The sequence below is a fragment of the Neorhizobium sp. DAR64862/K0K3 genome (genome assembly GCF_050500185.1).
Taxonomy (GTDB): domain Bacteria; phylum Pseudomonadota; class Alphaproteobacteria; order Rhizobiales; family Rhizobiaceae; genus Neorhizobium; species Neorhizobium soli.
This window is the reverse complement of the sequence record NZ_CP191450.1, coordinates 144,626-163,692: the sequence shown is the minus strand read 5'-3', so window position 1 is coordinate 163,692 and position 19,067 is coordinate 144,626. Positions and strand designations below refer to the sequence as shown.

At 57.8% G+C, this 19,067-nt stretch carries 13 protein-coding genes; 10 read left to right on the top strand and 3 right to left on the bottom strand.

Annotated elements, in window-relative coordinates:
- Positions 1-31: 31 nt before the first annotated feature.
- Both ACQY1L_RS17665 and ACQY1L_RS17660 read left to right on the top strand, forming a co-directional pair.
- The gene (locus ACQY1L_RS17665; RefSeq protein ID WP_430262090.1) at positions 32-1,615 is read left to right on the top strand and encodes a carboxylesterase/lipase family protein; all 1,584 of its coding nucleotides are present in this window, start codon (positions 32-34) and stop codon (positions 1,613-1,615) included.
- A gap of 69 nt (positions 1,616-1,684) precedes the next feature.
- A complete protein-coding gene (locus tag ACQY1L_RS17660; protein WP_430245174.1) occupies positions 1,685-3,364 on the top strand; it encodes a carboxylesterase/lipase family protein in 1,680 nt (559 codons plus the stop codon).
- 498 nt (positions 3,365-3,862) lie between these two features.
- On the opposite strand, the gene ACQY1L_RS17655 is transcribed toward ACQY1L_RS17660, so the two are convergent.
- The 3 genes from ACQY1L_RS17655 to ACQY1L_RS17645 form a co-directional block, all read right to left on the bottom strand.
- The gene (locus ACQY1L_RS17655; protein ID WP_430245171.1) at positions 3,863-5,164 is read right to left on the bottom strand and encodes a class I SAM-dependent methyltransferase; all 1,302 of its coding nucleotides are present in this window, start codon (positions 5,162-5,164) and stop codon (positions 3,863-3,865) included.
- 72 nt (positions 5,165-5,236) lie between these two features.
- Positions 5,237-7,471 (bottom strand): FepA family TonB-dependent siderophore receptor, encoded by a 2,235-nt coding sequence (locus ACQY1L_RS17650; RefSeq protein ID WP_430245169.1) that lies wholly within the window; start codon positions 7,469-7,471, stop codon positions 5,237-5,239.
- 172 nt (positions 7,472-7,643) lie between these two features.
- A complete protein-coding gene (locus ACQY1L_RS17645; RefSeq protein ID WP_430245167.1) occupies positions 7,644-9,209 on the bottom strand; it encodes a glycosyl transferase family protein in 1,566 nt (521 codons plus the stop codon).
- Between the two features lie 227 nt (positions 9,210-9,436).
- Between ACQY1L_RS17645 and ACQY1L_RS17640 the strand changes: the two genes are divergently transcribed.
- From ACQY1L_RS17640 to ACQY1L_RS17605, 8 genes are all read left to right on the top strand, one after another.
- Complete coding sequence (locus ACQY1L_RS17640; RefSeq protein WP_430262088.1) at positions 9,437-10,366, top strand: siderophore ABC transporter substrate-binding protein; 930 nt, start codon at positions 9,437-9,439, stop codon at positions 10,364-10,366.
- Between the two features lie 67 nt (positions 10,367-10,433).
- Positions 10,434-11,396: an ABC transporter permease gene (locus ACQY1L_RS17635; RefSeq protein WP_430245163.1), complete on the top strand. Its 963-nt coding sequence runs from the start codon at positions 10,434-10,436 to the stop codon at positions 11,394-11,396.
- A complete protein-coding gene (locus ACQY1L_RS17630; protein WP_430245161.1) occupies positions 11,386-12,354 on the top strand; it encodes an iron chelate uptake ABC transporter family permease subunit in 969 nt (322 codons plus the stop codon). Before ACQY1L_RS17635 ends, ACQY1L_RS17630 begins: the two co-directional genes overlap by 11 nt.
- On the top strand, positions 12,351-13,106 hold the full coding sequence (locus tag ACQY1L_RS17625) for an ABC transporter ATP-binding protein (protein ID WP_156587309.1): 756 nt from the start codon (positions 12,351-12,353) through the stop codon (positions 13,104-13,106). Before ACQY1L_RS17630 ends, ACQY1L_RS17625 begins: the two co-directional genes overlap by 4 nt.
- A gap of 225 nt (positions 13,107-13,331) precedes the next feature.
- A complete protein-coding gene (locus ACQY1L_RS17620; RefSeq protein WP_430245158.1) occupies positions 13,332-14,081 on the top strand; it encodes a siderophore-interacting protein in 750 nt (249 codons plus the stop codon).
- Between the two features lie 1,347 nt (positions 14,082-15,428).
- The gene (locus ACQY1L_RS17615; protein ID WP_430245155.1) at positions 15,429-16,631 is read left to right on the top strand and encodes a GGDEF domain-containing protein; all 1,203 of its coding nucleotides are present in this window, start codon (positions 15,429-15,431) and stop codon (positions 16,629-16,631) included.
- Positions 16,632-17,171: 540 nt separating this feature from the next.
- Complete coding sequence (locus ACQY1L_RS17610) at positions 17,172-18,803, top strand: EAL domain-containing protein (RefSeq protein ID WP_430245153.1); 1,632 nt, start codon at positions 17,172-17,174, stop codon at positions 18,801-18,803.
- The gene (locus tag ACQY1L_RS17605) at positions 18,796-19,026 is read left to right on the top strand and encodes a BLUF domain-containing protein (protein WP_430245151.1); all 231 of its coding nucleotides are present in this window, start codon (positions 18,796-18,798) and stop codon (positions 19,024-19,026) included. The genes ACQY1L_RS17610 and ACQY1L_RS17605 overlap by 8 nt, the downstream gene beginning before the upstream one ends.
- The last annotated feature ends 41 nt before the right edge of the window (positions 19,027-19,067 follow it).

The following is a 19,067-nucleotide window of genomic DNA, read 5'->3' as shown; positions in this document are numbered from 1 at the left end:
CTTACAGCGGGACAGATTGAGGAGAAATAGTATGCAGGCAGCAGTGAAAGCCCCATCGACCATAGAGCGGACCTTCTCGACGATAGGGTGTGTGGCAGTTTTGGGTTTGGCTGGTTCAGCCAACGCGCAGACAGTGTCAGCCCCTGCGGGTCAAATTACCGGGACAAGGGTGTCGGGCCTTACCCTTTTTCAAGGCATACCCTATGCCGCAGCTCCAGTCGGCAAGCTCCGCTGGGCGGCGCCTGAACCCGCGAAGGCATTGGATACGCCCTTCCAGGCAAACAGCGCCGGAAACGAATGCGTTCAAAAGGCAATTTACTGGCGACCGGACAAGGCTGCGAGTTGGACGGAAGATTGCCTGACGCTCAACGTCTACGCGCCTGCATCGGGCGGTGCCAATCTTCCGGTATTCGTCGGTTTTCATGGCGGAGGTTCGGTGAACGGTGCCAAGACCGACTGGGATCCGCGAGAACTGGCCGAGGCGGGCAATATCGTGGTGACCATCAACTACCGGCTCGGCGCCCTCGGTTTTCTCGCGTTGCCGGAACTCAACAAGGAGTCCAAAGACGGTCAGAGCAGCGGCAACTTCGGCGATCTCGACAAGCTGGAAGCGCTTCGCTGGGTCAAGAAGAACATAGCAGCTTTCGGCGGCAATCCGGAAAGGGTGACGATCGCCGGACAGTCGGCAGGTGCCCGCGGCGTCTGCTTCGCTGTCGCCTCCCCTGAGGCTAAAGGGTTATTCCAGGCGGCAGTGATCGAGAGTGGCCGCGACTGCCCCAGCGTTTCAAATGCTGAGGCAGCTAAGTCCGGCGAAAAGTTCGTAGACGCAATCGGCTGCAAGGACGACACCGACCGACTTGCCTGCCTCCGCTCGAAATCGCCGGCTGAAATCCTCGACGCCCAGACAAAGTCGAAGATGACGATTGCAACGGTGTTTGGCGGATCTGCACAACCCAGGCAAGCAATGGACGCTTTCAGAAGCGGCGACTTCAATCGCGTCCCGATGATCGTCGGCAACACCCGCGACGAAACTCGCGTCTTTATCTACGAGGCAAACGATCTGGTCGACCAGCCCGTGGATCAGGCCCAGTGGGAGAACGACGTTCGCTCCAGACTGGGTGCGAAAGCGGATGCAGCATTTTCCATCTATGCGGACGATGCAAAACAGGCACCCGGTCTGGCGCTTGGCAACCTGGATGCAGAACAGAAGTACATTTGCCCAACAAGCTTGGCGATCGAGACACTTTCGAAGTGGACGATGGTCCATGCCTACGAATTTGCCGACGAGACTGCGCCGGTGCGGTCGTATGCCAACGTTCCGTCGTCGTTCGACCTTGGCGTGCCTCACAGTGCAGAGCTTCCCTATGTCTGGGGAGAGGACACGGTGCCCAATGGGCTTACGGTCGATCAGAAGAAACTGGCCCAGATGATGCGAGGGTTCTGGATCAGCCTTGCGTCTCCAGAGGGCGTAAAAGGACCTGTGGACTGGCCGGCCTTTTCGTCTGACGCCCCGAAGCGGATCGTCTTCCAGTCAGCCGGCATTACGAAAATCATTTCCGATATCGACTATCGCAAGGCCCGTCATTGCGACCTGTTCACTTCAAACCCGAAGTAGGCCGCCGATCTAGCGCCGGTGGCAAGGCCGATCGGTGCCCAGCCTAACTAGAAATCAGGAGGAGGATTCATGTTCGGATCAGGGAAAAAAAGCTTTGTACGCATCTTCGGCTTAGCAGCGATGGCCAGCGCCTTTGCGCTTTCCGCCCATCAGGGATTTGCGGCGAGCGCCATCGGAACCGTAAACGTCGAGGGCGGAAGGGTCAGCGGCGTCGAGACGGACATCCCCTCAGTCGAGGTGTTCAAGGGCATCCCCTTTGCAGCACCCACCAGCGGCGAAAACCGCTTCAGGCCGCCGCAGCCGGTCGCGAAATGGGAAGGCGTCAAGAAGGCAGATACCTGGGGAGACCAGGCACTGCAGGATATCCATGGTAACCCGACCGGAGCTTTCTGGGGAGACGAGTTTTACTTCGATCCGGAGTTTCTGCCCAAGGCCAGCGAGAACGGGCTTAACTTGAATGTCTGGACGCCGGCAAAGTCCAAGGGACAGAAGCTACCGGTGTATGTATGGATCCATGGGGGCGCAAACCATCACGGTTATGCGTCTGAGATGGAATTCTATGCCTCGAAGCTTGCGCAGAAAGGCATCATCGTCGTTGCGATCCAGTACCGTGTCGGCGCTCCGGGTTTCCTCGCCCTGCCGGAACTGTCGGCCGAAAGCCCGCACAAGGTTTCAGGCAACTATGCCATTCTCGACCAGATCAAAGCGCTCGAATGGGTCCGCGACAATATTGCCGGCTTTGGCGGTGACCCGAAGAACGTAACAATCGGCGGACAGTCGGCAGGTGCGCGAAACTCGACGATGCTGCTGCGCTCTCCTCTTGCAAAAGGCCTCTTCCATCGGGCTGTGATCGAAAGCGGACAGACGGGGTTGTTCTCGTCTCCGATGCAAAAACTGGCCGAGCGGGAGGAGGCCAATCGAAAGGGATTGGAACAGGTTTTCGGAAAGGCGACAAGTCTTGCCGATCTACGCGCAATCCCGACCGATGACTTTATTGCAAAGACCGCACCAGATGGCAAAACCCAGCTCTATGAAGCACTCCACAAAGCCACAAACCTGCCGGCTCAACACGCACTCGACGGCTATGTGTTCACCGACCAGTCAGTCGATCTTTTGAAGCCTGGAGCACTTGATGGAATCGACATCATGCTGGGAGGCACATCGGACGAATATACCTCGTTGACGGGCGGCCCTGACAAGACGTTCACCGATACGGAACTGGCCGAGGCAATGGGGAAGATCGGCTATGATGACGCCTGGAAGGATGTTTATCGCCCCTCGGATCCGCGGGATGCTTACCGGAAATCGCTTCGCGCGCGGGCTGACTACAATCTACAGGGCTACATTCTCTCCGCCGAGATCGCCAAGTCCCGAAACAAGAACTTCAACATTTATACGTTCTATTTCAATCACGCCCCGCCCGGTCGGAACTCTGAATTCTACGGTTCATTCCATTCTTCTGATTTGTGGTATTTCATGAATTCGATGCGCGACAAGCCGGGCCAGCGCTCGTGGACAAGTGCCGACTACCGCATGGGAGACACCATGTCCTCCTATCTCGCAAACTTCGTCAAATCGGGCAATCCTAACGGCGGCAACCTTCCGGAGTGGCCGCAGGGTGGGAAGGGAACGTTCATGCGCTTCCACGACGGTTACGCATTTCCGGTGAAGCAGACGCCTTATCCAGAGCGGGACAAACTTAATCGCGACACCATCATTCGTGTCCAGAAACTCGACGGCATGAAGTAGGGCAGCGACGAGCAGCAAAAGCCTGTAACGCCTGGAAACAGGCGTTACATGTCTCTGATTCAACGACCGTCAAAAACGAAAACCTATGTTTTTGCCATACCTTTCGTCGCCGACCGCACCCTGTTTGACTACGAACTGGGATAAACGTCATCCCAGTTAATTCATATCGTCTACAACTCGTCGGATCGGCTTGCTCATGGCCCTGACTTTCACATCATCTACGACGGCGCGCGAACCAATGTAGAGCCTGCTGTTGTCGCTGGAGGAGATGAGGGAACCGTGCGTATAAGCCATTGCGGACATTGTGCGCGGTCATTCGGATGGGCAGGAGCGGCACCCAGCCCACCTGCCACCAATTCAGCAATGACGGAAACGCTGCTGCACGCTCATCTGTGTGGGCATCAGTCCATCCGTTGCGAACAAGCCTGTGATCTGCCAGGACACCCCCCTGACATTGCCTTTTTCGTAATCCGCAGTGCAGGGAAATAGCCGATTGGCTCATCTGATCGGCAAGCCCGAGCCCGTTGCGGGATCGGAAACAGCAGCCACTTGGAGACCAGCCGCACCTCGCATTTCGAGAGCCCTGTTTAGTCGGTCTGACGGGCCGTGATCGGCGGGGACCATAGGCAACAGGGGATGAATGATGCTCGCCCCCATCAAGATATGCATGGCTTGGTTGATCAGGCCAGTCGGCACGCCTGGTAGGACCGCTTCGATATCTTCGAATTTCGCAGGTCCATGCGTTAGCCGCTGCAGAATCGGGCTGACAACCGTTGCCGGCATTTCCACGGGACCGATCCGAGTTTCCAGCGTTACTGGCCCTCTGACGGGCGCACCCGGCATCGCACGGAATGTCAGGGCCTGCAGAGCTGTTAGATGGGCAACCGGATCGAGCGGGTCAAACTCGCGCATATAGAGGTCCCGCCGCAGCGACTGGTTACGTGCGATATCCTTGACTGTTTCGTGCAGGCACGGCTCCTTGATACCCGCCAGGATGCCCAGGACATTGCCCGGCAGGGAAAGACTGTCGATATTCTCGATCGGAGTTGCGCTGCCGACGAACGTAAGGCCGCGGCGCGACGCAGCTTGAATCACGGCTGCTACATGCTGCGCTTCGAAAGCAACGTTCAGATACTCGTGGGCGATGTAGGCGGGATCGTCACTCGAAAGGCGTGTCAGCATCTGGCTTGCGGTCGGATTTGCAACAAAGAAGCCAGCGCCGGCCCTACGCAGGCTCTCAAGAAGTGCGACCCCGTCTCCAATCGCATCCGGTAGCTCCTTGTTGTTCTGGTTTACGGTCAGTTGAACGATATTGCGAAACGTATCGAAGGTCGCTGCACCGGGTTGGCTCATATAATGCAGATAGACTACTCCATCTCTTGCTAGGTGGTTTTCGGCAAAACCCAGGATTGCATCCCTAATCGGCTGCTCCACCCATGAATAGATGCCATGGGCGACGATGAAGTCGAACTTTAAGAAATCGGTCCCGAGGTTTGCCAGATCGTAGTGATGGAACGTGATATTTTCCAACTCGGCTTCGGATGCCAAGCCTCGTCCAGTTGCGATGTGATCGAGGTTGATATCTATACCGACGAACTGCATGGAGGGATTGGCGGCCGCCAGCCGGCAGAGATTATAGCCACCCCCGCAGCCGAGTTCGCAGTAGCTTGTACGCGTGACCGACGGTGCCCGAATGCCGAGCGCGACAAGCGTGGCCGAGAGCCAGACCGGTGACAGTTCCAGCTGGAATTTGTCCGGGTATGAGATCTCGGTAAAGTAGCCGTTGGTGACGCCGGTCATGGATGTTTCCGATGGAGAGAAGCCGCCTTCATCGGGCGGTTCCAGTTTATGACACTTGCCGCGTGAAGGACGCTAGAAGCGGGCCGAAAGCGACATAAAGAACGTCCGCCCGGGTTCGTTATAGGTATTTGCGCCCGCCGAGTTGCCACTTCCCTCACGAAACACCCGCTTGTCAAAGACGTTGTTGACACCGGCTCCGAACCTGAACGTTTCGTTGATGTCGTAGTTCATCGAGACGTTGACGAGCGTGTAGGGATCGCGGTCGAGCTGGTTGTCGACTGTGCCTCCCGTGGTCGCAGTCAGACTCGGTGACTCCGTCTTTCCATAATGAGTGGCTCCAAGCGTCAGCGAAAGATCTTCTCGAGCCTGCCATTCGAGCCAAGTGTTGATCGTGTATTCCGGGACCAACGACAGCGCCTGGCCGTTTCTCTTGTCCTTAGACTCGATCATGTAGGTGGCGTTGGTCGACCAAGTCAGCACATCGTTGAGCGGCACCGCAAGGTTGCCTTCAAGACCCGAAACGACCGCCTCCGGAACGTTGTACCATTGGAAATACTGCGCCGAATTCGACACGCCCTGCGGCACGACGCCTGCAGCGATACGGTTTTTGTAGTCATTGTGGAAGTAGGTAAGGCCAGCGTTCCAGCCGGCATCATCGGTGTAGTTGACGCCAATTTCCTTGTTGATGGCGATTTCCGGCTCAAGGTCCGGATTGCCTACGACATAGCAACCGCTGCCGAGGTTCGGAAAATCCACCGGGCATCCGTTGCCCATCGAGAAATAGACGTAGTTGGGGTTGAGCTGGAACAGGTTCGGCGCCTTGAACGCCCGGGCGATGCCGGCCTTCAGAGACACGGTTTCGGTGAGGTCGTAGGATGCGTTGAGGCTGGGGCTCCAGTTCGCACCGAACTCGCTGTGATGATCGAAGCGCAGGCCCGGCGTTAGGACAAGCTTGTCCGTTACCTCGATATTGTCCTCACCGTAGAGACCAACGATCCATGCATTGCTTTTCGGATCGCGGCCTTCGCTTGGTGTGCCCGGGATCGTCACGCCGGTGTTGACCGCCTGCCGGGTTGAGACCGGATCGTCCATCCACTCGCCGCGGAATTCGGCACCGAGTGTCAGCGTCTGCGGCGGGCCGATTTCCAGCGGAACGTTCCACTCCGACTTGGCGGTCAGGTTGTCGAGACGGCTGGTGCCGAACTCGGCAGTGTTGATCGCACCTTCGGAACTCCCGGCCAGCCCTTCCAGCAGGCGCTTGTTATAGGTTCGCTCCCACTGAATGTAGCTGTTGGAATCCCCGAAATCATAAGTGCCCCGATGCGTCGCGGAAAGGGTGCCGCGCTTCAGCACGTTGGTTTCCTTGCCGATCATCGAATCGAGGACCTCGTTGGTTCCCGAAAGCTGGCGGTCACCGGTAAAGATGTTGCCCTGCCGGCTGAATGCGGCTTCGAGGTCGAAGGCATGATCGGCGCTCGGCTCTATCGTCAGGATGCCGCGAATATCCTTGTTGGTAACACCCTCGCGTCCCGCCGCTGCTACCGCAGTCGGATCGACGGTGGCGCCCGCGTTAATGTCGGAATCGTCTGCATCCGTCTTGGCGACGTTGCCGAGGAGCTGGAACGACATAATATCCGTAAGCGGCCCGCCGATGATGAAGCTGCCGCGGCGGGTGCCTCCTTCGGCCGAATGCTGCGGAATGCTCAGATAGGTCGAGACAGAGCCGGAAAACGCGTCGGGCTTCTTGGTGATGATGTTGACGACGCCGCCAGCCGCACCGGAGCCGTATCGTGCTGCGGCGGGACCGCGGATCACTTCGATACGCTCGATGGCTTCCGGCGGCACCCAGTTGGTGTCGCCGCGGGAATCGCGCTCGCCAGCACGGCCCATGCGCACCGCGTTGCGAGAAAGGACCGGCTTTCCGTCGATCAGGATCAGCGTATTTTCCGGTCCCATTCCACGCAGTTCGATCTGCCTCTGGTTGCCGCGCTGGCCCGACGCCGTGGTACCCGTCAGGTTAGCACCCGGCATCTTGCGAATGATTTCCGAGATGTCGTTGGCCGGCGGGTATTTAACTATATCGTCTGAGGGAATGGTCGATACCCCGGGGGCCTGCTTCAACTGCTCGTCTGCAGTCAGCACGATCGGCTCGAGCGTAGTTTCGTCCTGCTCGCCAGTCGACCGCTGCTGGGCGCTGGCATTGGTTGCGCCGAGCAGGCACAGCAGACCGAGCGCGGTTGCCGACAGATATCGGTTGGCTCGAACTTCGGAAGAGGAAAGACGATCGGCATTTCGGATATCAAGCAATGTGTACGCCCCCGCGATACATGACAAAAGAAGTCATCTTTTGTTTTGCGGTGCGATACAAATCAATCGCGATGTTTTAAACCCGTTCTAAATTGAGCAGGACGCAATTCCCGCTGGCCCAAAAGACGTGACAGGGCGCGATCCTCCTTCAAACCGCACCGCAGGGCATCGTTCAATTGTTGCGCTTTCGCGTTGCCCAAAGCTCGGTTGCATGTTCAAGGCATGTGTCGAAGCGCATCTCCCGGTTTGCCGAAAGCGACAGGAAGGCGACGGCCGCAGTGTGGATGATGATCGATTCGGCCTTCGGATCGCGTGCGGCACCGGTCCAGACGGCACGCCAGTATTCCCGCTGGGTAAGAATGCAGGTCGTGCCCGCGCGGCCCGTCTTGAAAGCGGGAACGATCGTATCGAGGCTCTCGCCATTCACCAGGCGGTATATCTTGGCGGCCTTGTCGGGCGTGAATTCCGCGATGTCGCGCGTCGATCCGATCACCGCGATATTCCTGGTTTCCTGCGCCTGCGCTACATCTCGGTAGAGATCGCGCCGTGAAGCCTGAGAGGCTCCGACGATGGAAGCCGCTGCCGAAAAAGGATTGATCATGTTGGCCGCGGCGTTGAGGGGATTGCGCATTTCGAACAGTGGATAGAGGCCGAGCAGGCTCCGCACCTGCGGCACGAGAGCGCCGAGCGGTACATATGCGATGTTGCTCGCCTTCAGCGCCGCATCTACCTCCGCTGCCGAAAGGCAGACGGCGATACCGGCATCCTGCGCTGCCGTTTCCAGCTTTCCGCTGTCGGCACCGGATCCGAAATGGCCATGCAAAAGAACCCGGTTGCCGGCCATGGCGACAAGCCGGGCCGCATGGATGAACCACGGCGAAGTTTGCAGCCGGGGCGAGACGTAGGCTGGCCAATCCAGGTCGGGCTGCGTCGACCGTGCACGCAAGCCAACGACTGCTTGACGCATCGCGTCGGCAAAACCGGCGAGCTCGCTGGCACTTGGCCCACGGTACTGGATGGTCATCAGCAATGCGCCAACCTGCAACGGATCTGCCTGCCCCTGCAGAATGATGCTCAATGCATCGCGGGCTTCAGAATGGGTCAGCGGCCGGCTGCGTCCAGGGCCTGGGGCGGTGGTAGCGATGTAGCGTGCAAGCCGGCGATGGGGATCGGCATTGTCGCCGATTGCTGCGATACGCCTTGCAATGCCGATCGGCGTCGGTGCTCCGTCCAACCGGTCCGCAGGCGTCACCGCGAGCGGCGCAGGTACCATTGCACCCTTTCCGAGCCAACCCTGATCCGCGCCGATCGCAGCCGTCGGTTCCCGGACCAGCACCGGAGACACAGGAGGCGTGACGGTCGACGATCCATCCGGCATTCCGCTGCGCGACGATTGATCGGTGTCCAGGCTCCTGGCGCGAAGGCCTGACAAGGATCCCGCAGGAGCAAGCAGCGCCTCGGCTTCCGCACCCAGTGCCCGGACTCTAAGGCGCAGCGATTCTGCGAACGGTGTCGGCCGCATTCCTCTGCCCGTGCGGACAAGAATGAGGTCGCCATAGTGACTGCGAAGCTCTCCCAGAATGCGGCTGACGGCGGAAACCTGCAGGCCGAGGCAATCTGCAGCGCGACTGACGCTTCCTTCGCGAAGCAACGCATCCAGGGTGACCAGAAGCTTCATCTGGTTGATGGCCCCTGGCCGATCGCGTGGCAGCTTTTCAGTCGTTTGCTCTGCCCCCATCGTGTCTCCCCTGTCGCCCGATATTACTGGAACGAGCCATTCATTTTGCCCGCTGTTGTGCCCGCCATTTTGCCCGCCATTTTGCCCGCCAGGCAAATTAGAACCATTATAAATGTTGCATATTGACCGCCCGGATGTCTCTACATAACTATACCAATACTCTCAACTTATAATCGGGACTGCTCGCACGGATCCGGTTCTTCCGCTCCGCGACGAAAGGACGACACATGGCCATCCTCACTCTCACCAGCCGCGCAAACGCGGTTCTGGCAGGCGCTATTTCTCTGACGATGCTGGCTTTTTCGGCTTCCGCTGCCGACATTTCAGTCAAGCATGCCAGCGGGGAAACAACTCTGCGTGAACGGCCGGCCAAGATCCTTACCTATGATATCGCGGCACTCGATACGCTGACCGCACTCGGCGTCGAGGTTGCCGGTGTGCCGAAGGGCAACAAGCCGGACTACCTTTCGAAATATGCCGGCGACAAGGTTGCGACCATCGGCACGCTGTTCGAGCCGGATTACGAAGCCGTGGCTGCCGCACAGCCTGACCTGATCGTCGTCGCCGGTCGTTCACGCTCCAAATATGCCGAACTTGCGAAGATCGCCCCGACGATCGACCTGACTGTCGATCCGGAGAATTTTCTTGCTCAAGCTCAGGAGAATGTCCGCACACTTGCCCGCATTACCGGCAAGCAGGAGCAGGGAGATGCCCTGCTTGCCAAGCTAGCTTCCTCCACCGCCTCGCTTAAGGAAAAATCAGCCAAGGCCGGCAAGTCGCTTCTGGTGCTGACCACCGGAGGCAAGATGAGCAGCTACGGTCCCGGTTCGCGCTTCGGCATGCTGTTTACCGACTACGGCTTCCCCGCATCGGAAGAGGCCGGGATAACGAAGGGTACCCATGGCAAGCCCAGTTCGTTTGAATACATCCTGGAGAAGAACCCGGACTGGCTGTTCGTGATCGACCGCGATGCCGCCATCGGACGCGAAGGGGCGGCTGCGAAATTCCTCGACAATGAAGTCGTGGCCCAGACGACAGCTTGGAAGACTGGTCATGTGGTCTATCTGAATTCGACATCCTGGTATCTCGTCGGTGGCGGAATTACCGCGATGCAGGCTACGGTCGATCAGCTGACGGCAGCGCTCGACAAAATCTAATCATGAGTTCGGCAAGATTTAAAAGAAACCGCGCCGCCGCGCGGTTTCGATGTCTGGAATGCGCCGCGTGAAGCTTTTTGTATCTGCCCTGCTTATCACTTTCTGCCTCGCGACGTTGAGCCTGTTCGTCGGCGTCAGCGCTGTCTCGCCGCTGGAAATCGTTACCGGTTCGGCGGACGAGCAGCAGGTGCTAGTTTTTCTGGCAAGCCGCATTCCCCGCACTGCGGCACTTCTTCTCGCCGGCTGCGGCATGGCGATAACCGGCACGATCCTGCAGATGCTCGCCCGCAACCGCTTCGTCGAACCGTCTACGACCGGAACGGTGGAGTCGGCTGGCCTCGGCATGCTGACGGTCCTGGTCCTGGCCCCGGACATGCCGATCATCGCCAAGATGCTTGTCGCCGCCGTCTTCGCGTTGGCTGGCACCTCGCTGTTTCTGGCGATCCTGAAGGCGATGCCGTTCCGCTCGGTGCTGATGGTGCCGCTTGTCGGTATCATGCTGGGTGGAATGATCGGTGCCGTCACCACTTTCTTCGCTTACCGTTTCGACCTTTTGCAATCGATGGGTGCCTGGGCCAGCGGCGATTTCTCCACCGTTCTGCGAGGGCGCTATGAAATCCTGTGGATCGCCTTCGCCCTGACCGTTGCCGCCTATGTCGCGGCCGACCGTTTCACCGTTGCCGGGATGGGCGAGGAGTTTTCGACCAATCTCGGCCTCAACTACGGGAAGGTGCTTTCGGTGGGTCTCGTCATCGTCTCGATGGTGACGGCAAGCGTCGTCGTCACTGTCGGTGTCATCCCTTTCATCGGCCTGATCGTGCCTAATCTGGTCAGCATGGCGATGGGAGACAATCTCAGACGCAGCCTTCCATGGATCGGCCTCTGTGGCGCATTCCTGGTGCTCGTCTGCGATATCATCGGCCGCACCGTCAATGCGCCTTTCGAGATCCCCGTCGGCACCGTGCTGGGGGTGATCGGCAGCCTGTTCTTCCTCTATCTGCTCATGGGGAAGCGCCGCCGTGTCGCCTGAGAAGAAAAACAGCAAGGCGCTCGCCGCCATGGCAGTACTGGCGTTGCTCGCTTTGGTTTCGATCGTCGCTTTCATGACGATCGGCGCCAGGGGAAGCTGGTCATTCGTCTTCTCCTTCCGTGGAACGCGGCTCGCCGGCCTGCTGATCGTCGCCTATGCGATCGCTGTTTCGACCGTCCTGTTCCAGACCATAACCGGCAACCGGATCCTGACGCCGTCGATCATGGGTTTCGATGCCCTCTATGTCCTGCTGCAGACGGCGCTTGTCTTCGCGCTCGGCGCAACGGCTGTGACCGGCTTCGAACCAAGACTGATGTTCGTTGTCGAACTGGTCGTCATGGTGGGCTTTTCGCTACTGCTCTACCGCCTCCTGTTCGGGTCTGGCCGGCACAATATCCACCTCGTTGTCCTCGCCGGGATCGTGATCGGCGGGCTTTTCCGCAGCCTGTCCGGCTTCCTGCAACGGATCATCAGTCCGGATGATTTCGTGGTCCTGCAGGACCGGCTGTTTGCGAGCTTCAATCTGACTGATTCAACCCTGGTCGGCATCTCGGCTGTTCTTGTCGCCCTTATCACGTTTGCGATCTGGCGCATCTTCCACGTCATGGACGTGATGCTGCTGGGACGCGATACAGCGATTTCGCTGGGCGTCGACCACAAGGCGGTCACCACCATCATCCTCGTTCTGGTGGCGATGCTGATTTCAATATCCACGGCACTTGTCGGCCCCGTCACCTTTTTCGGCCTGCTCGTCGCCAACCTCGCCTATCTGGTGATGCCGGCTGCAAAACACCGATATACGTTGCCGGCCGCAGTGCTGATCGCGGTCATCTGCCTAGTCGGCGGCCAGACGATTCTCGAACGGGTGTTTGCCTTCGACACGGCGCTGTCGATCATCGTCGAATTTGCCGGCGGCCTGTTCTTCATCCTGTTTCTGCTAAAGGGTCATGTCCGATGATCGACATCCGAAACGTCAGCAAGTCCTACGGCGAAATGCTGGTCGTCGATGGCGTCACAATGTTACTGCCGAAAGGCGGAGTGACCTCGATCATCGGCCCCAACGGTGCCGGCAAGTCGACGCTGATGTCTATGATGGCCAGGCTGATGCCGATCGATAGCGGCTGCGTCCTGATCGACGGGCTGGATGTTGCGCATACATCGGGCGAAGTGCTGGCAAAGCGTATTTCCATCTTGCGCCAGGACAATCATCTCGCCGCAAGGCTGAGCGTCGTCGATCTCGTGACATTCGGCCGCTACCCCTACAGCAGGGGTCGCCCCACGATCGACGACCGCGACCATGTCGAGCGAGCGCTAACCTACCTCGGACTTCAGGATCTCAGGGACCGGTTCCTCGACGAACTTTCCGGTGGCCAGCGACAGCGAGCCTTCGTGGCGATGGCGCTGTGCCAGGATACCGACTACATGCTGTTCGACGAACCGCTCAACAATCTCGACATCAGACATTCGGTCTCAATGATGAAGCTGTTACGCTCGGCCGCACGCGAGTTCGGTAAGGCAGTTGTTGTCGTATTGCACGATATCAACTTCGCGTCCTGCTATTCGGACCATATCGTTGTGATGCGAGAAGGAAAGCTCTTCGCGCAAGGGGCTCCAGACGCAATTGTACGTGCAGAAATCTTGTCGGAGGTATACGAAACGGCAGTCACGGTTCATAAATTGGATGGCAGGCGAATTGTTACCTATTATTGACGAGCATAAAACGCTCTGTATTCACTTGTGGACCTAAGCGGCGGTCTTCTTGTTTGAGTAATGACGGATCGATAGCCAAAGTGAGATACCCAGGCTTTCGTTGCGGCCGACCTTATGCTCAGTCTTGCCAACTCAAAAATTCGTTCCGTGATGTACCGATACAAATAGTATCTGAGCTTCAACGGTGCTTGCATTCCGAGTATTAATAACGCGACTGAGGACGAAATGAGACACGAGATTTTCAGGGTGCGCCATGAACTGATAGTGCGGTCGCTTACTGTCCGCAGCCGCCAATATGTAACTCCGAAGATGTTGCGGCTGGTCCTCACCGGCCCCGAACTCGAAGGCTTCAAAAGCCTCTCTGCTGACGACCACATCAAAGTTTTCGCATTCGATTCGGCCGGCCGGGTAGAGCGGAGGGACTACACGCCGCGCCATTTCGACGTCTCACGCAACGAACTCACCGTAGATTTTGCGATGCATGAAGCCGGACCAGTTACTAACTGGGCGCGAGAGGCAGTCGTAGGCGACGCCGCGAAAATCGGGGGACCGCGCGGCTCCGTCGTCCTTCCCGAGGACTTCGACTGGTGGCTCCTGATCGGCGATGAAACTGCTCTCCCGGCGATCGGTCGCCGGCTAGGAGATCTTTCTAGAGGAACGAACGTAACTACGATGGTTTCGGTCTCTGGCCCCGAAGAGGAGCAGGTTTTCGCAACAAAGACAAACCACGAGGCGGTCTGGGTTCACCGACCCCTCTCTCAAGCCGACGATCCAAGCCTCTTAATGAAAGCGCTCGAGAAGTTCCAAATGCCGACTGGTGATGGCTTCATATGGATCGCAGCGGAAGCGGGCGTTTGCCGCGCTCTGCGCGAGTTCGTTCTGAGCGTAATGCGTCATCCACTGCAGTGGCACAAGGCCAGCGGTTACTGGGTACAGGGGAAAGCCGACGCGAACGAAAAGTTCGAACTTACTTGATCAAGGAGAATTCTGATGACACACCCCAGGTCGTGCGGTCGCTGAATCGGATCACACGCTGGATCCAACAGGGGCCTGCTTGGCTGCACTACGCATCTTCGTTCATCGCCGCGTTCAGACGAATGGACGGGTTCAACCCAGTCGACCGCGGGAATCGACGCTTCTCGGAATATGACCTTTGCGCCTGAAGCTCTGGGGGATTCCAGTCGGATCCTTAGAAGCGTTTCGGGGTTGAATCTGCTGCTGGATGAAACGAGAGCGGAATGTTCGTGAGTCAAAAGCCGCCGAGACTTTCTTGGCGCGGCCTTTTTGGGGTGATCTACTGAGTATGAAATCATACGCGTTGATGTGACCAGAACCTACGACCAGTCATCAGAGATCAAATCACTTAGATTCCTGAGGGAGTTGATCAGCTCATTAGTGGAGGAACGCTGTGTCAGCCTGCCGAGGGATTACCAGTTCGCGGGTCGATGAGCCTACGCCCTCCGCAATGACGACCAGATCGTACTGTTCGATCTTTCCGCTTGCGAAGGTAACCGAGACGGCATCTGCTACCTCCTCGCTCTCGATCGGGTCAAAGGGCGCAAGGTTGGCTTACACGAACCACGCTTCGGCAGCTGCCAGCAGTTTCTTCTCGTCTCGCGTTCCTTCTTGGAACAAGCGGAAAAGCAGCATCGCGAGCTCGTCGGGATGCGTGTCGTGTATCGGCACTGCCTGCGCAAATACTCTTTCGAGCAGAGCCAGGTCTTCCGGCCGGAGCAGAACATCAGAGGGAATTCTACCGCGTATAACGTAAGCTATTGTGAGGTGGGTCGATTGGCAGGTGTTCGTGGAAGTATGATGAGCGCTACCACTTCGTCGTTGGCTCGTTCTCGCCAGACTGACTAGGCTGCCACTGTTCACAGAAACACGACACAGACTTTACTGCGGTGTGCAACAGAGTTGGGTCTTGCCACACGGGCGCCGAGCGGCAGCGAACGCGCCGCCCAGCGAGATCATGCTTCGCTCGGCTCCCTTGGTGCAGGCGGTTGGGAATGACGAGGCGACATTCCGGTTATATGCCGGGCAGCTTCAATGGCGCTCTCGGTTGAATGCAAACCGATGATGTTTTCTGTACTGAAAACCATATCACCTTCCACTTGGTGCGGGTCTGGCAGCGGCTGAAGATGCGACCGTCACATTCGATCCGCTGGCAAGTTGTGTGACAGCGGGAATCAACCCTATGCATTAGTGCAGGCATGTAACGCCACGCTTAACGTTACGCCAACCATGTCGGCGGCATAGGAGGCTCCGTAAAGAATCCTTCAAACACCTCCCTGTAAGCTTTGACTCAAGGCAGGCAGAGCAATGCAGATCGATTTACAAACTCTCTGGTACTTAACAATCGGAACGCTGCTGGTGTCAGCGTCGCTTCTCCTTTGGGAAAGGCAGGCTCATCCAGGTCGCGCACGCGTGCTCGGTGTTATGGCCGCGGCTCTCTTCGCGTTCGTTCTCGGCTGCGCACTTGCAATGAACCGCAGCCAAATCCCGGTCGCGCTCGGCATGGGGGCGACGAACATCCTGATGATGTTGGGCTACCTTTTGGTCCTCAACGCCATCGCCGGCCTCGACGGTCACCGATATGTCTGGTCGTCTGCTGGAGCGCTAAGCCTCCTGGCTCTCGCCTGGGCGATCGCTGGCACGCACTTCCCGGCCGCCTTCTGGAACCATGTCTCGTCTGTCCCCATCGCGCTGACCTGCGGCCTGACATCTTGGATACTTCTGCGCAGCCGCGCGGTTCAGGGACTGCGCTCACGTCCGATCGCAGTAGCGATCTCGGCCGTCCATGCCGTGTTCTACCTCGGCCGCGCGTTCATCGCCCCTCTTCTCCTTCAACAGTACGGGCCGGCAATTCTTTCCACTATCGGGAAGGCGACGATGTACGAGGCCGTCTTGTACTCGGTAGCGATGCCGATGTCCTTTCTGATGATCGTTCGAGAGGAGGAGAAGCAGCACCTGATCCGCCTTTCGCAAACCGATCAGCTGACCGGGCTCGCGAACCGCCACGCCTTTTTTGAGCAGGCAGCTCGGATCATCAGGGAGCGGCAAGGCCACCCCGTCTCCCTGCTTGCCTTCGACCTCGACCACTTCAAGGCGATCAACGACCGTCACGGCCATCCAGTCGGAGATCAGGTTCTCAAGCTGTTCGCAGAGACCGCCCGCGAAGAAGCGGGACCCGACGCGCTTCTTGTCCGGCTGGGTGGTGAGGAATTTGCCGCACTCCTGCCAAGGTGCGACCATCATCAAGCTCTCAGTCGTGGCACGGTGATCGCACGCCGGTTCGCCATCGCAGCCGCGCGAGCAGAGGGCCTGAAGACGGAGGCGACCGTCAGTATTGGTCTTGCGGCACCGGACTGCCATGACCTCGCAGGGATGCTCGCGAGCGCCGATGGCGCTCTGTACCGAGCAAAAGCCCTTGGTCGGAATCGCGTCGAGACCGCAAGCCCAAACGAATTTCCGCTGAGGTCCGAGCCGTTCGAGTCGCGGATCGCGATGAATGGCGTGTGCTAATTCGATGTCGCGTTTTCGAACGAGAGCACCATCGCGTTACAGCTCTCAGTCGATTGTGCCAGTACCAGCCTACGGCGGAAGTTTCCTGAACGATCCACGTATCAATCGATACCGTAGCTATTGGCAGGTTGGTGAAGCAACTTGCTTGGAGTAGGCACCCTCACCGTCACCGTGTCTGACAACCGCAGCTCGAGCCATTGAACCAATTTACTGACGTACCTGCGCGATCGGCCGGTCTGAGCAAGCAAGAGTTGTCAGGGTGCCGAGCAAGTCACGGCAGTAAGTACATACCCGCAACAGCCTGCTTGCCTAACCCTCCACGACAATAGACAATTTGGGTAACGTCAGCGGCCGCTCTTCGGCATTTCTCCAGTAAGCTTATTGCGCCAACCCCGGCCTCCTCATCTACCTAAGCAACATCTAATATTCGTTCAGCAATCACTAACTTTGTCGCCAGGAACCCTCATATTTTCGGAAATGAAGCTATTGTTGAGTAATATCTTCCACTTACTTTCGGACAACTCGCACTGGTAGGCCGTCATGTCACTTGCTACACTTTCACCGAACAGGTCTGCACAGTATTCCCCTGGAACGCCGAGTGCCGAGCAAGTTCTTGAAAACTTGCCGCATCCCGTCCTTGTCGCCGACGCCGATGCTATCGTCATATACTCAAATTTGGCAGGCCAAATTGTATTCGGAGCAGTTGTTGGATGTGACGTACACTCGCTGTTTCCGGGCTCTACGTTTTGGCTTACAGGCACCCCATCCGCTATCCTGACCTTATTGAACGGCGAGAAGTTCGAGGCAGCGTTTGCTCCCCTCGGGGAAGGGCGCTTCCTTATCGATCTGCGACCTTCAAGCGAGGCACCAGCCGCCGAGATGCAAGAAACCCTGGACGAGCTGACTGGTCTTAAGAAGCGCAACGCACTTCTGTCCCAACTCTCTCTTGCTCTAAGCGACGGTCCGGCTGCCTCGTCGGTCGCCATTCACTGCCTTGATCTCGATCGCTTCAAAATGGTCAACGACACGCTTGGACATGCGGTGGGCGACCTCCTGTTGAAGAAGGTTGCCGACCGCCTGACGGCTGCTTGTCGCAAGGGTGACATCGTTGCTCGGTTAGGCGGAGACGAATTCGTTGTCCTGCAGCATAACGTCGATGAGGAGGTGGCGGCCGTGACGCTCGCATCTCGCCTCGTGGACCTCGTCGGCCGCACATATGTCATCAACGGCCACACGATAAATATCGGCGCGAGCGTCGGCGTCGCACTTGGGACCAATGCGATCCAGCCGCGTGACCTACTGCGCAATGGTGACCTTGCTCTGTACGAGGCCAAGAAGGCCGGGCGTGGCCGTTACCGCATGTTTGAGAGCGGCATGGATGCTCTGCTTCTCGGTCGCCGCGAAATGGAGATTGATCTACGTCGTGCGTTGGCGCTCAAACAGTTTAAGCTGAACTACCAACCGTTTCTCAACGTCACCACCAATAGCGTGGACGGCTTCGAGGCACTTTTGCGCTGGCAGCATCCGATCAAGGGTAATATCCCGCCCCTTTCGTTCGTTTCACTTGCTGAAGAGAATGGCTTGATCGTGAAGATCGGCGAGTGGGTGCTGCGTACTGCCTGTATCGAAGCTATGTCCTGGCCAGGGGAGATGATCGTTGCTGTCAACGTCTCACCGCTTCAGTTCAAGGCCGACACGCTGCTGGAAACAGTCGCATCGGCGCTTAAGAACTCGGGATTGCCACCTCAAAGACTGGAAATCGAAATCACCGAGGGTGCGCTGCTCGATGATACTAACAACGTTATTCAGACGCTGAGGGCCCTGCGCGATCTAGGTGTTAAAATTTCGATGGATGATTTCGGGACCGGCTATTCGTCGTTGAGTTATCTACAGAAGTTCCCATTCAACAAGATCAAGATTGATCGCTCCTTTGTTGCCGGCGACGACGCTGATAGCGAGGCAATCCTTCGATCGATCGCAAGTCTCGGCACGAGCCTCGGCATGGCCATCACAGCCGAAGGCGTCGAGACTGCTGAACAGCTGGCGCGTATTCGCGGCGAGCGATGCACGCACGTCCAGGGATATCTCACCGGTCGGCCAATGGGAACGGCTCAAATCCCTGCCTTTCTGGCGCAAAACGATTTAGAGAAAAAGGAATTCAAGCATGGCTAGTGGCATGTACCGGCTCGTCTATTATAGTCGTAATCATATCGCCCACGACGAAGCGGTATTTGCTTCGAATGTCGACGAGATCCTGGCCAAAAGCCGGGTGAACAACGAGCGCAACGAGATTACCGGCGCGCTCCTGTTTAATGCCGGGTGCTTTGCCCAGGTCCTGGAAGGGCCTCTGGACAGAGTAGAAGCCGCATTCGAGCGTATCCAACAGGACGAGTGACACGGTGATGTCTCGCTGCTTGCGCTAGACCCAATAGGCCA